At 72.6% G+C, this 13,856-nt stretch carries 6 protein-coding genes and 1 CRISPR repeat array; of the genes, 5 read left to right on the top strand and 1 reads right to left on the bottom strand.

The window, feature by feature from the left end; genetic code table 11:
• The first annotated feature begins 17 nt into the window (after window positions 1-17).
• Complete coding sequence (locus AC07AL_RS13555; RefSeq protein ID WP_478317454.1) at window positions 18-7,472, top strand: thioester reductase domain-containing protein; 7,455 nt, start codon at window positions 18-20, stop codon at window positions 7,470-7,472.
• Window positions 7,473-7,655: 183 nt separating this feature from the next.
• On the opposite strand, the gene AC07AL_RS13550 is transcribed toward AC07AL_RS13555, so the two are convergent.
• Window positions 7,656-9,143, bottom strand: a complete 1,488-nt coding sequence (locus AC07AL_RS13550) for an MFS transporter (protein WP_478317453.1) — start codon at window positions 9,141-9,143, stop codon at window positions 7,656-7,658.
• Window positions 9,144-9,230: 87 nt separating this feature from the next.
• Here AC07AL_RS13550 and AC07AL_RS13545 point away from each other — a divergent pair, with 87 nt between their 5' ends.
• The 4 genes from AC07AL_RS13545 to AC07AL_RS13530 all read left to right on the top strand — a co-directional run bounded on the left by AC07AL_RS13545 (window position 9,231) and on the right by AC07AL_RS13530 (window position 12,622).
• Window positions 9,231-9,851 (top strand): TetR/AcrR family transcriptional regulator, encoded by a 621-nt coding sequence (locus tag AC07AL_RS13545; protein ID WP_363588660.1) that lies wholly within the window; start codon window positions 9,231-9,233, stop codon window positions 9,849-9,851.
• Between the two features lie 216 nt (window positions 9,852-10,067).
• A complete protein-coding gene (locus AC07AL_RS13540) occupies window positions 10,068-10,148 on the top strand; it encodes a tryptorubin family RiPP precursor (RefSeq protein WP_224285092.1) in 81 nt (26 codons plus the stop codon).
• Between the two features lie 133 nt (window positions 10,149-10,281).
• A complete protein-coding gene (locus AC07AL_RS13535) occupies window positions 10,282-11,340 on the top strand; it encodes a cytochrome P450 (RefSeq protein ID WP_363588662.1) in 1,059 nt (352 codons plus the stop codon).
• Window positions 11,341-11,344: 4 nt separating this feature from the next.
• Window positions 11,345-12,622 (top strand): cytochrome P450 family protein, encoded by a 1,278-nt coding sequence (locus AC07AL_RS13530; protein ID WP_478317452.1) that lies wholly within the window; start codon window positions 11,345-11,347, stop codon window positions 12,620-12,622.
• A gap of 699 nt (window positions 12,623-13,321) precedes the next feature.
• A CRISPR array of direct repeats spans window positions 13,322-13,838; the repeat unit is 29 nt; unit sequence ATCGGCCCCGCGCCCGCGGGGATTGCTCC.
• Window positions 13,839-13,856: the final 18 nt, after the last annotated feature.

The raw sequence follows: 13,856 nt of genomic DNA, 5'->3' as shown, positions 1-13,856 counted from the left end.
CCGAGAGGTGCGATGACATGGCTCCTGACACGACCCCTTCGCTGATCCGTCCGCTGTCCGAACTGCTCGGCGGACACGCCGCCCGGATCGGGGACAAGGTGGCCTTCACCGACGCCCGGCGGGGCGTCGGCTACCGGGAACTGGATCTGCGGACCTCTCGGCTCGCCGGCCGGCTTGCCGCGCTGGGACTGGAGAAGGACGGCCGCGCCGCCGTCCTCATGGGCAACAGCGTGGAGATGGTGGAGAGCTGCCTCGCCGTCATCCGGGCGGGCGGCATCACCGTGCCGCTGAATCCGCAGGCGTCCGAGGCCGAACTGGTCCACTTCCTGCGGGACTCCGGGGCGTCGGTGGTGCTGTGCGACCCGGCACGGCTCGACGTGCTGCTGCGCGCGGTGGCCGCGTCCGGCCTGCCCCGGCCCTCGATCGTGCTCACCGGCGACTCCCCCGGCGCCACCGCGCACGACACCGCGGACACCGCGGACACCGCGGACACCGCCGGGTACGACATCACCGCGTACGAGACGCTCGCGGCCACCCCGTACGACGGGCCGGCGCCCGAGGAGAACCCGCTCGACGCTCCGGCCTGGATGCTCTACACCTCGGGCACCACCGGCCGTCCCAAGGGGGTGCTCTACTCCCTGCGCAGCTCGCTGTGGCTGGTGGAGGCCTGCCACGTGGGTGTGCTCGGGATGACGCAGGACGACCGGCTGCTGTGGCCGATGCCGCTGTTCCACGGCCTGGGCCAGAACCTGTGCGTCATGGCGGTCGTGGCCGTGGGCGCCGGCGCCCGGCTGATGAGCGGCTTCGCCCCTTCCGAGGTGCTGGACGCCCTGCGCGACGACGGGGTGACCTTCCTCGCCGGGGTGCCGACGACGTACCACTACCTGCTGGACCGCGCCCGCCAGGAGCACACCCGGCTGCCTTCGCTGCGGCTGGGGTTCGTCGCCGGTTCGGCCGGCGGCGCCTCCCTCGGCAGCCGTTTCGAGGAGGCGTTCGGGGTCCCGCTGGTGGACCAGTACGGATCGACCGAGACCGGCGCGATCACCTCGAACCGGCCGACGGGCGACCGGGTCGCCGGGGCGGCCGGGCCGCCCGTTCCGGGGGTGGACATCCGCCTGGTGGACGGCGGTTCCGGTGCCGAGGTGCCCGACGGCGAGCAGGGCGAGGTCTGGGTCAGCGGCCCCAACCTGATGCTGGGCTACCACGGGCAGCCCGGCGCCACGGCGGAGGTGCTGCGGGACGGCTGGTACCGCACGGGCGATCTGGCCCGCCGGGACGCCCTCGGGCAGGTGACCCTGACCGGCCGTCTCAAGGAGCTGATCATCCGGGGCGGCGAGAACATCCACCCCGTGGAGATCGAGGACGTGGTGCGCGCGGCGCCGGGCGTGGCCGACGCGGCGGTGGGCGGGGAGCCCCACGAGGTGCTCGGCGAGGTGCCCGTCGCGTACGTGGTGCCCGGTCCCGAAGGCGTCGACGTCCAGGCGCTGTTCGAGCACTGCCGGACGCGGCTGTCCTTCTTCAAGGTGCCGGAGAAGGTGTACGCCGTCGAGCGCGTTCCGCGCACCGCGTCCGGGAAGGTCACCCGGCATCTGCTGGCGGACGCGGATGCCCGGTTGCTCGGTACGGCGTCCACCGGCGCGCCCGGGGAGCACGGGGAGCGCGGGGCCGAACCCGACCGGGGCGAGTGGGCGGGCCGTCTCGCGGCGCTCACGGCGGCCGAGCAGGCCCGGACGGTGCTGGACCTGGTCCGCGCCGAGGTGGCGCTCGCGCTCGGCGTCGAAGCCGAACGGGTCATGCCCACAAGGCCGTTCGTGGACCTCGGCCTCGGCTCCCTCGCCGTCGTGGCGGTCGGGCGGCAACTGTGCGCGCTGGTCGGGCTGCGGCTCCCGGCGACCGCCGTGTTCGACCACCCGACGCCAGCCGCCTTCGCGGACCGGCTGGTCTCCGAGCTGACGGAGCCATCGGAGCCGACAGAACCGTCGGAGCTGACGGAGCCGACGGGCACCCGCACGGCCGCCGAAGCGTTCCCGGCCGAGCGCACGACCCCCGCGGGGCCCGACCCGGACGGCGCCGAGCCGATCGCCATCATCGGCATGGCCTGTCGCTTCCCCGGCGGGGTGGAGTCGCCCGAGCAGCTGTGGGACCTCGTCGCCGCAGGCCGGGACGCCACCTCGGACTTCCCCGCCGACCGGGGCTGGGCGCTGGACACGCTGTTCGACCCCGACCCCGACCACCACGGCACCAGCTACGTCTCACGCGGCGGCTTCCTGACCGACCCGTCCGCGTTCGACGCCGGATTCTTCGGCATAGCCCCGCGCGAGGCGACCGCGATGGACCCGCAGCAGCGGCTGATGCTGGAGGTCGCGTGGGAGGTCTTCGAACGGGCGGGCCTCGACCCGACCGGCCTGGCCGGCTCGGAGACCGGCGTCTTCGTCGGCACCAAGGGACAGACGTACAGCACGCTCGCCGCGCCCGGATCCGAGTACGAGGGCCATCTCGGCTTCGCCACCTCGGGCAGCGTGATGTCCGGCCGGGTGGCCTACACCCTCGGTCTGCACGGCCCCGCCGTCACCGTCGACACGGCCTGCTCCGCGTCCCTGGTGGCCCTCCACCTGGCCTGCGGCTCCCTGCGCTCCGGTGAGTCGCGGCTCGCGCTCGCGGGCGGGGTCACGGTGATGTCCACCCCGGACGACATGATCACCTTCAGCAGGCACCGGGGCCTCGCCCCGGACGGCCGGGTGAAGGCCTTCGCCGGCGCGGCGGACGGCACCGCCTTCGGCGAGGGCGCGGGGGTGCTGCTGCTCGAACGGCTCTCGGACGCGCAGCGGGCGGGCCACCGGGTGCTCGCCGTGATCCGGGGCAGCGCCGTGAACCAGGACGGCGCGTCCAACGGGCTCACCGCGCCCAACGGCAGGGCGCAGCAGCGGGTGATCCGCCGGGCGCTCGCCAATGCCCGGGTGGCCGCGCACGAGGTCGACCTGGTCGAGGCCCACGGCACGGGGACCACGCTCGGCGACCCGATCGAGGCCGAGGCGATCCTCGCCGCGTACGGGCGCGGCCGGGACCCTCAACGGCCGCTGTGGATCGGCTCGGTGAAGTCCAACATCGCCCACACCCAGGCCGCCGCGGGCATGGCCGGTGTCATCAAGCTGGTGGAGGCGATGCGGCACGCCGTACTCCCGGCGACCCTGCACGTGGACCGGCCGTCACCGCACGTCGACTGGTCGTCGGGGAACGTACGGCTGCTCGACGAGGCGCGGCCGTGGACGGCGGCCGACGGACGGCCCCGGCGCGCCGGGGTGTCCTCCTTCGCCATCAGCGGCACCAACGCCCATGTCGTCCTGGAGGAGGCGCCGCACTCCCCCTCGGCCGAGGGGACCCCGGCCCCGGTCCGGGCGCTCACCGCCGTACCGTGGCTGCTGTCCGCGAAGTCCCCGGCCGCGCTGCGCGACCAGGCCCGCCGGCTGGAGTCGTTCCTGCGCGCGGCGCCCGAGCGGGATGCCGTGGACGTGGGGCGCACCCTGGCACTGTCCCGGGCCGGGCTCGAACACCGGGCCGCCGTCGTCGCGGACCTCGGTCGCGGCGCGGACGGAGCGGGCAGCGCGGAGGGCATGCTGCGCGCCCTCGGCGCGCTCGCGGAGGGCGAGCCCGCGGCCGGGCTGACCACGGATCACGCCGGTGCCGCCCGGACCACGGCGTTCCTCTTCACGGGCCAGGGCTCCCAGTGGGCCGGCATGGCCCGTGAACTGTACGAGGCGTTCCCGGTGTTCGCCGAAGCACTGGACACGGTGTGCGACCATCTGGCACCGCAGGTAAGGCAGTTGCTCCTCACCGCCGGCGACGCGGCGGACGGCGGACGCATCCATCGCACCGGTATCGCCCAACCCGCCCTGTTCGCACTGGAGGTCGCGCAGTTCGCGCTGCTGCGGTCCTGGGGGGTGCGTCCCGACGCGCTCGTCGGCCACTCCCTCGGCGAGCTGACCGCCGCGCACGTCGCCGGGGTGTTCTCGCCGGCGGACGCGGCCAGGCTGGTCACCGCCCGGGGCGAGCTGATGCAGGCGCTGCCCGAAGGCGGTGCCATGATCGCGCTGGAGGCCACGGAGGACGAGGTCCTGCCGCTGCTCGCCGGCCGGGAGTCCCGGCTGGCGATCGCCGCCGTGAACGCGCCCCGGTCCGTCGTGGTCTCGGGCGACGAGGACGCCGTGGCGGAGGTCGCCCGGGCGGTGTCCGAACGGGGCGGCAGGACCAAGCGTCTGACGGTGAGTCACGCTTTCCATTCGCCCCGGATGGACGCGGTGCTGGAGGAGTTCGAGGCCGTGGCCCGGACCGTCGTCTACCGTACGCCGGACGTGCCGATCGTCTCCACGGTCACCGGTGCCGTCGCCGGTGCGGAACTGCTGACACCCGCGTACTGGACCGGGCAGCTGCGCTCGGCCGTCCGGTTCGCCGCCGCGGTGGGGACCCTGCGGGAGCGGGGCACCGACACCTTCGTCGAACTGGGCCCGGACGCGTCCCTGACGGCCCTGGTGCGTCAGATCGCCGACGACGCCGACAGGGGTGACGGGGGTGACGGGGGTGGCCGCACGGGCGGCCACCGTGCGCTGCCGGTTTCCCGGCGTGACCGGCCCGGTGCCGCGACCGCCGTCGGTGTCGCCGCCGCGCTCCACACCGCCGGCGTCCCGGTCGACTGGGCGGCGTTCTTCGACGGCACCGCCGCCCGCCACGTCACGCTGCCGACCTACGCCTTCCAGCGCAAGCGTTACTGGCTGCCCGCACTCGCCGCCCCCGCCGCGTCACCGGTACCGACCGTGGCCGTGGAGTCGGCGGCCGGGGAGGCGGCCGGGGAGACGGCCGCGGATACGGCCGGGGAGGCGGCCGGGGAGGCGGCCGGGGAGACCGCCGGGGAGACCGCCGGGGAGACCGCCGAGAAGACGACCCCGTCCGGGCGGGTGCTCAAGCCGGGTGAGCGCCCGGAGGTCGCCGCCCGTCTGGCCGGCGTGCTCGCCGGACTGGACGAGGAGAAGCAGCTCCTCCACATGGTGGACCGGATCGCCACTCGGGTCGCGGCGGTGCTCGGCCATGACAGCGCGGACGCCATCGACCCCGACGTGCCGTTCCTCGAACTCGGCGTCGACTCCCTCATGGCCGTGGAGATGCGCAACCAGTTCAGCGACTTCTGCGGGGTGAGCCTGCGCCCGACGCTCGTCTTCGAGCACCCGACCCCGGCGGTGCTCGCCGACCACCTGCTCGCGAAGGTGCTGGCCGCGGTGTCCGCCACGCCGGGCGTCGACGAGGACGCGGTGGACTTCGCCGCCGAGGTCGTCCTGGCGGCGGACGTCTCCCCCGCCGACGAGGTGATCCGGGTCGCGGACGACCCGCGGGAGGTGCTCCTCACCGGTGCGACCGGGTTCCTGGGCGCGTACCTGCTGCGCGACCTGCTGCGGACGACCCGTGCGACCGTGCACTGTCTGGTCCGCGGGGCCGACGAGGCGGACGCGTGGGCGCGGCTGCGCAAGAACCTGGAGTGGTACGAGTTCTGGGACGGCATCGACCCGAACCGGTTGTCCGTGGTCGTCGGCGATCTCGCCCGGCCGCTGCTGGGGCTGGCCCCCGAACGCTTCGACGCCCTCGCCCGCAGCGTGGACAGCGTCTACCACGCCGCCGCGACCGTCAACGGCCTCTACCCGTACTCGGCGTTGAAGGACGCGAACGTCACGGGCACCGCGGAGATCCTGCGCCTGGCCGCACGGCACCGCACCGTGCCCGTCCACCACGTCTCGTCCACCGGCGTGTTCGCCGCGGAGGCGGTCCCCGGGCAGGCCCTCCAGGTGACCGATCCGCCGGGCCCCGCCGAGGCGCTGTCGTCCGGCTACCGGCAGACGAAACTGGTGGCGGAGCAGATCATCGAACTCGCCAGGGGGCGGGGCCTGCCGGTCTCGGTCTACCGGGTGGACGAGATCTCCGGCGACTCGGAGCGCGGCTTCTGCCAGACCCACGACTTCGTCTGGCTGAGCATGAAGGGCATCGTGCAGGCCGGCGCCGTACCGCAGGATCCCGCCGGCATCTTCCACCTGGTGCCGGTCGACCACGTCAGCGCGGCGATCCTGCGGCTGTCCCGCGACGACCGGGCGGCGGGCCGCAACCACCACCTCGCCAACGGGACGCACCTCCCGTTCTCCGCGATGACGGAATCCCTCCGCTCCCTCGGCTACCACCTGGACGAACTCCGCTGGGACGCCTGGGTGCGGCGCATCCGCGCCGACCGCGACAACGCGATGGTCCCGATGATCGACGCGTTCGAATCGACCATCTACAGCGGACGCAACCACTACCTGTCCGTCGACACCTCGCAGACCCGGGAGCTGCTGGCCGGTACCGGCGTCGACTGCCCGCCGATGACGCGTGAACTCTTCGAGAAGTACGTCGGGTTCTTCGTCCGCGTCGGCTACTTCCCCGAGCCGGGCGTCGGCCGCTTCCCCGAGCCGGGCGCCGGCTACTTCCCCGAACCGGGCGCCGGCGACCTTCCCGGCGGCGACGCCGTGGACGGCGGTGCACAGGCCTTCCGGGTCCGGAAGGCGGCGCGGGAGGACCTTCCGGCGATGGTGGGCATCTGCTTCGAGGCCTTCAACACCCTGAACGCCTCGCTCGGTCTCGCTCCGGAGTGGTCGTCGGTGGACGAGGTGACGGAGATGTTCCGGGACCGGCTCGCGGCCCCGGGCTGCCTCGCCTACGTGGCGGTCGACGGCGCGGGCTCCGTGACGGGCTCCAACTTCCTGGTCCTGGGCGAGTCCGTCGCCGCCTTCGGCCCGCTCAGCGTCGCGCCCGGCGCGCAGGGCGGCGGTGTGGGCCGGCTGCTGATGGACGAGGTGATCGGCGCGTCCGCCCGGCACGACCGGGACTCGGTCCGGGCCGTCCAGGTGACCAACAACCTGGGCGCGTACCGGCTCTACTCCTCGCTCGGCTTCGTCCCGTACGAGCAGCTGTCCCTGGTCGCCGGGTACGCACCGCCCACCCCGGCGAACATGGCGGGCTTCACGGTGCGCGCGATGACCGAGGACGACGTGCCCGCGTGCCAGGAGCTGTACCGCTCGGTCAACGGCCATGCGCGGGACGGAGAGATCCACATGGCGGCCAAGCGGGCCTTCGGCTGGTCGCAGCCGTACGTGGTCGTGGACCGGTCGAGCGGCGCGCTCGCCGGCTACACCACGGGCCTGTCCGACCTGGGCCATCTGACCGCGGCCTCGGAGGCCGCGGCACGGGCGCTGTACACGGGCGCCGGCGAGCTGATGCGCCGGGCCGTCCCCGACGGCGCGCCGCCCCGGCTGCGGATCCCGGGCCGGCTGCTGCCCGAGACCCTGAGCTGGGCGTTCCGCACCCGGGGCATCGCCCTGGAGCGGCTGGAGACGCTGGTGGTGCGCGGCTCGTACACGGCGCCGCAGCAGGGGGTGTACTGCCCGGGGCTGTCCTACTGAGGCACCGTCCCTACCGAGGCACCGCCGTACAACGCCGCGCACCGTCGTACAGGGAGCACGCGAGGGCGCTCACCCCGTAGCCGTCGAGGGCAGGGTGAGCGCCTTCGTGCGTCCGGAGGCCGCCGTTCGGTCGCCGTTGTTCGGTCGCCGCCGTTCGGTCGCGCGTCCGGAGGCCGCCGTTCGTCAGACCGGAGTGACCGGCACGTCCTCGCGCACGGAACGCTCGCCCCTGGGTACGGCCAGCAGGGTGATGAGCACGCCGAGCAGGGCGAAGCCCGCCCCGACGGCGAACGCGAGCCGGAAGCCCTCCGTCATCGCGTCGGCCGTGGCCGGGCCACCGGCCTGCTTGCCCTCAAGGAGCTCCCTGATACGGGCGTTGGCCACCGAGGAGAGCACGGCGAGGCCGAGCGCGCCGCCGATCTGCTGGGTGGTGTTGATGAGGCCGGAGGCGAGACCCGACTCCTGCGGTGTCACACCGGAGACGGCGACGATGGTCACGGGCACGAACGAGAACCCGAGTCCGAGTGCCGCGACCACCGAGGGCAGGAGCACGTCCCCGGCGAACGTGCCGTCGGCGGGGATGCGGGTGAACAGCAGGAGCCCCACCGCGGTGAGCGCCAGACCGCAGGCGAGGACGGGCCTGGGCCCGACCTTGGTCACCAGCTGCGAGGCCGCACCGGCGGCGACGATGCTCGCCACCGAGAAGGGCAGATAGGACAGTCCGGCCTCCAGCGCGGAGAAGCCGAGCACCTGCTGGAGGTAGAGGGAGATGAAGAAGAACATCGACAGCAGCGCGGCGCCCACCAGCAGGGACACCGCGTTGGCGCTGGAGAGGTTGCGGTTGCGGAAGATCCGCAACGGCATCACCGGGTGCTTGACGAGGCGCAGTTCGACCAGGGCGAAGACCAGCAGCAGGACGGCCGCGAGGCCCAGCAGCCCGATGGTCCTGGCCGAACCCCAGCCCGCCCGCTCGGCGTCCACGAGCGCGTAGACCAGCACGCTGAGACCGCCGGTGACCAGTGCGGCACCGGCGAAGTCGATGCCCGTGCGCTCGTGGCCGCGGCTCTCGCGGACGAACCCCGGCGTGAGGACGGCGGCCACGACGCAGATCGGCACGTTGACGAACATCACCCACTCCCAGCCCGCCCACTGGGTGAGCACACCGCCGAGCAGCACGCCGATGGCACCGCCCGCTCCGGCGAGCGCGCCCCAGATGCCGAGGGCCTTGTTGCGTTCGGCGCCTTCGGTGAAGGTCGTGGTGACGATCGACAGGGCGGCCGGCGCGATGATCGCGGCGCCGAGGCCCTGCCCCACCCGCGCGGCGATCAGCAGGCCCGCGGTCGGTGCGAGACCGCCGAGCAGCGACGTGGCGGCGAACAGGCCGAGTCCGGTCATGAACACCCGCCGCCGTCCGAGCAGATCGGCGGTCCGGCCGCCGAGCAGCAGGAAGCCGCCGAAGGCGAGTGCGTAGGCGTTGACGATCCACTGGACGTCGGAGTCGGCGAAGTGCAGGTCCCGCTGGATCGAGGGCAGCGCGACGTTCACGATCGAGGCGTCGAGCACCACCGTCAACTGGGCGACGGCCAGGACGACGAGCGCCTTCCAGCGGAGAGGATCCGGGGAGGAGGTCGAGGTCGAGGTCGATAAGGAGGAAGTGGGAGGCACGGCCATGGGAGGGATACGCTCCTGTGGGTTAAAGTGGTAACCGGAATCGGACTCACGGTTCCGGATGGCGACGATACGGAGGCGCGGTTCCCCTTGTCAAACACCCCTTCCCCTCCCCCTTCCCGTTCCAGCACACCCACCGGCGGCAAGCTGCGCTCCGACGCCGCCCGCAACCGGCTCAAGGTGCTCGACGCCGCCCGAGCCGCCTTCTCCGAGTCCGGGCGGGACGCACAGATGGGCGACATCGCCCGCCGGGCCGGGGTGGGCGTCGGGACGGTGTACCGCCACTTCCCGACCAAGGAATCGCTGGCGGAAGCGATCGTGGAGCACCGGTTCCAGCAGACCCTGGACTTCCTCAGGAACGAGGTGCTCCCCGACCCCGACCCCTGGCACGGCCTCGCCCGCTCCCTGGAGTTCTGCGGAACCATGCAGGAACAGGACCGGGGCTACGCGGAGACGGTCACCGCGATGGTCGGAGGCAGCACGTTCGACGCAGCGGCGATCGCCGAACTCAACGAACTCACCGACAAGGTGCTCAAGCGCGCCCAGGCCGAGGGTTCGGTGCGAGAGGACCTGACCGTCGCGGACGTGTCACCGCTCTACATCGGCCTCTGCCACGTCGTGCAGGCCGGGGTCACCGACTGGCGCCGCTACCTGGGCATCATCCTCGACGGGCTGCGCCCGCGACGGTGCGCGGACTGCTCCGGCGACTGACACCGTCAGCCGCCGGGGGGGGCGAACCAGGAAAGCCGGGGGGGGGCGAATCAGGAAATCCGCTGGCAAATCCCCCCACCTCCCCGAGCCTCTCGACAAGAACCTCCCCCGACAGTGAACCTGATGGGGAGCCGGCTGCGTGTCTACGTCTGTAGGGCGACTGCAGAGTCGGCTTACGTTCGCTCAGCCACCTGGTAACGAAAGGGAGACCCAAAGATGAAGATCCTGTTCGCCATCCGTGACGCGTCCTTCGCCAAGAAGAGCCTGAAGGCCAGCGCTTGGTACATCTGGTACTAAGCCGGCTGATCGGTACCTCCGGTACCTGAACAGCTGATCCGCCCCCGCCCCTGCCCCCCTCGCGGCCTCCGCCGGGAGATCGGGCCCGGGGCGGGGGCGGAGACCGGTCCCGGCAAAGTCTCGGAGACATCACATGGCACTCTCCCCCGCCTCCGCCCGTTCGCGAACCACCGTGCTCTCCCCCCGGCTTGAGGCCCTGCTCAGGGACCATCTGGGCAAGGACGCCGTCCGGCTCGAACCCGACACGATCGGGGTCGCCGGGCCCGAGCTCACCGACCGGATCCTCGCCGCCCGGCGCGCCACCGAGATCGAACGGCCCACCTTCAAACCGCTGCACGGACGTTCGATCACCCGCACCGAGGCGTCCTCGGTGACGCGGACGATCGGCAGCGACGTGCGCGAGGCACTGAAGGCCCCGCTGCCGCCGAACATCGACCTGTCCGGCCCGTGGCCGCTCACCGGACACCTCTTCCTGCGCGACCTCATCCTCGGCCGGGACCCGCGCCGGCTGCGGATCCTGATGAGCCGCAACCTCGAACTGACGCCCCTGCTCACCTGGTTGGTGATCTCGGCCGGCGCCGCACTGCCCGGCAGGCCCAAGCCCGGCGACGACCTCACCGAACTCGGCAAGCTCACCGCGAAGGCCGCCAACTACCAGGACCGACGGTACGCGCTCGGCATGTACCGCCGAGCCGCCGCACCGGTCTGCTTCACCATCTCCACCCTGGTCGCGAACGCGCTCTGGCTCGGCGCGCCGTTCGACGACAGCACGCCGAACCGGAACATCATCTTCGAGTCGCTGCGCCTGCTGCCGCCGTCCTGGAACATCCTGCGCCGCGCCTCGCCCGAGTACCCCGCGATCGACCCGCGGATCGGCGCGGGCGACGACGTCCTCGTCCTGCCGCTGCTCTCGCACCGCGACCCGGCCCTGTGGGAGGACCCGCACGAGTTCCGCCCGGAGCGCTGGGACCACCTCGACCCGGACAGCACTCCCGGCTACCTGCCGTTCGGGCACTCCTCCGAACGCTGCTGGGGCCGGCACATGGTGATGCCGCTCGCCGAGCTGCTGCTGGACCAGATCCGTACGGCCGGCCTGGTCGTCGACCCCGAGCAGCGGACCGCCAAGGTGCCACTGCTCGGCCTGCTCGGCGTCAGCGAGGTCCGCGTCCTGAAGCCACGCGATACACACTGATCACATGCACGCCGAACACATACGCACCGAACACAGCGCCACCGAACACAGCGCCACCGAACCGGAGCTCGCCGACGGCCAGTTCTACGCCGACCCGCACGCCGCGTACCGCCGCTGGCGCAGCGAGGGCGGCGCCCGCAAGGTCCGGTTCGGCGGCGCGGCCGGACTCGAAGGCTGGGTCGTCACCGGCCACGCCGAGTGCCGGGCCGCCCTCACCGACCCCCGGCTGAGCAAGAAGGCCGTCACCGAGGCGTTCGCCCGACACGTCGGGAACTCCGAGGGCGGCCCGGGCCGCGACCTGATGTCGCACATGCTCAACTCCGACCCCCCGGAGCACACCCGACTGCGCAAGCTGGTCCAACAGGCTTACACCGCGCGGCAGGTGGCGACCCTGCGACCGATGGTCGAGCGCCACGTCGGCGCACTGCTGGACCAGCTCGACGGGCCCGACCCGGTCGAGCTGATCAGCGAGTTCGCGCTGCCGCTGCCACTCGCGGTGGTCTTCGAGCTGTTCGGCGCGCCGCAGGCCGAACGGGAGAACCTCCAAGTGCGGGGCAACGCGGTCGATGCCGGCCCGGAGGCGGACGGCGAGGCGGACGGCGGAGCGGACGGCGAAGTCTCGGTGGAGACCGCCGAAGGCATGGCGGACTACCTGCGCGCCCTGGTCGACCACAAGCGCACCCACCCGGGCGACGACCTGATCTCCGAACTCCTCGCCGCCCAGGCGGACGGCGACCGGCTGACCGAGACCGAGATCACCTCGATGGCGTTCCTGCTCGCCATCGCCGGCCACCAGACCACCGTCAACCTGATCGCGAACGGCATCCACGCTCTGCTCAGCCACCCCGAGCAACTCGCGGCGCTGCGCGCGGATCCGGCACTGCTTCCCGGCGCGATCGAGGAAGTCCTGCGCTACGAGAGCCCGTTCAGCATCGCCTCGCTGCGCCGCACGACCGAGCCGGTGACCATCGCGGGCACCACGATCCCGGCCGGCGAGTTCGTCCAGATCGCCCTGCTCGCCGCCAACCGCGACCCGGCCGTCTTCACCGACCCCGACCGCTTCGACATCACCCGCCCGGACGCCACCCGACACCTCGCGTTCGGCCACGGCATCCACCACTGCCTCGGCGCACAACTCGGCCGCCTCCAGGCCGAGGTAGCGTTCACCGAACTGCTGCGCCGCTTCCCCGCCCTGCGCCTGGCCGAACCGGCCGAGGCCGCGCAATGGCAGGAGAACCCACGACACCGCGGGCTGCTCAGCCTGCGGCTGCTGCTGCACTGACGCCGGCAGGCCCCCACCCGCCCAGCGCCGGTGGGGGCCGAGCACATCACCTGCTCGGTCCGGGCCCGCCCATCCGACGCACCCCGTCGAGGACCAACTCCACACACCAGAACGGTCTCCACCGCGGTAAGTGGCAACTCCCCCTGATAGCCGTGCTCCCACGCGCCGACTTCCAGGCCTCACTGCGGCGGCGCTGAAGCTCTACGACCTTCCCCATGCCCGGGGCCGACTACCCCAAGGCCAGCAACACTCACCGTGGCAACCGGCGACCTGCCCCGCCCCACTTCGCTCCGCCCAGCAGCACCCGCCGCGCACCTGTCCCACATGAACACCACCCGGCGGACAACCTCCTCAGCCGCGCATCCCGCACAACCAGGCGAACAGACCTGGCCCCGCAAGACCATTCAGGCGCCGCCACGTCACCATCGGCAGGCAGCGGCCCCGAATAATCTCGGCCACTGCCCCAGCGTCCAGCATCTACGACAGCAACAGGCTGCCCCTGACCTCGGACGGGTATCACTGCCGACGGTCCTCAACCTCCACGTGCGAGTACGCTTCGAGAACTCAGGCCACGACACCGACAACCGCCCCTGAGGCAAGGAAAGATGGCAACAGCACATCGGCCGTTCGACGGATCCTCCACCAATCGAACTGAACCAATCAGGCCCCTCGACCGCTAATCACCCCAGGTCAAAAAGCATCGGCCCCGCGCCCGCGGGGATTGCTCCTTCTCCGCGGCCACCGTGAGCCCGCCAAGATCATCGGCCCCGCGCCCGCGGGGATTGCTCCTTCTCCGCGGCCACCGTGAGCCCGCCAAGATCATCGGCCCCGCGCCCGCGGGGATTGCTCCACGGCCCTGGATGATGAGCTGATCAAGCGCAAATCGGCCCCGCGCCCGCGGGGATTGCTCCGGTCACGGTGGTGACTCCTGTGGTTGGTGTGGATTGGCCCCGCGCCCGCGGGGATTGCTCCTCCTTCAGCCGGCTGACCGGCGCGGCTCCGGGATCGGCCCCGCGCCCGCGGGGATTGCTCCAGCTCGATCGTCTGCAGGGGATCGAGGACGTTATCGGCCCCGCGCCCGCGGGGATTGCTCCCCCGAGGGCCTGCGGTGGGCGCCGTACGGGGTATCGGCCCCGCGCCCGCGGGGATTGCTCCGCCCGAGAGCTCCTCACCTCCGAGGGCTGGGAATCGGCCCCGCGCCTGCGGGGATTGCTCCCGGGCCGGGGAGATACTC

The organism is Kitasatospora sp. NPDC043949 (assembly GCF_056435365.1).
Note: the sequence above shows the minus strand (reverse complement) of the source record. Positions and strands in the feature narration are given on the sequence as shown.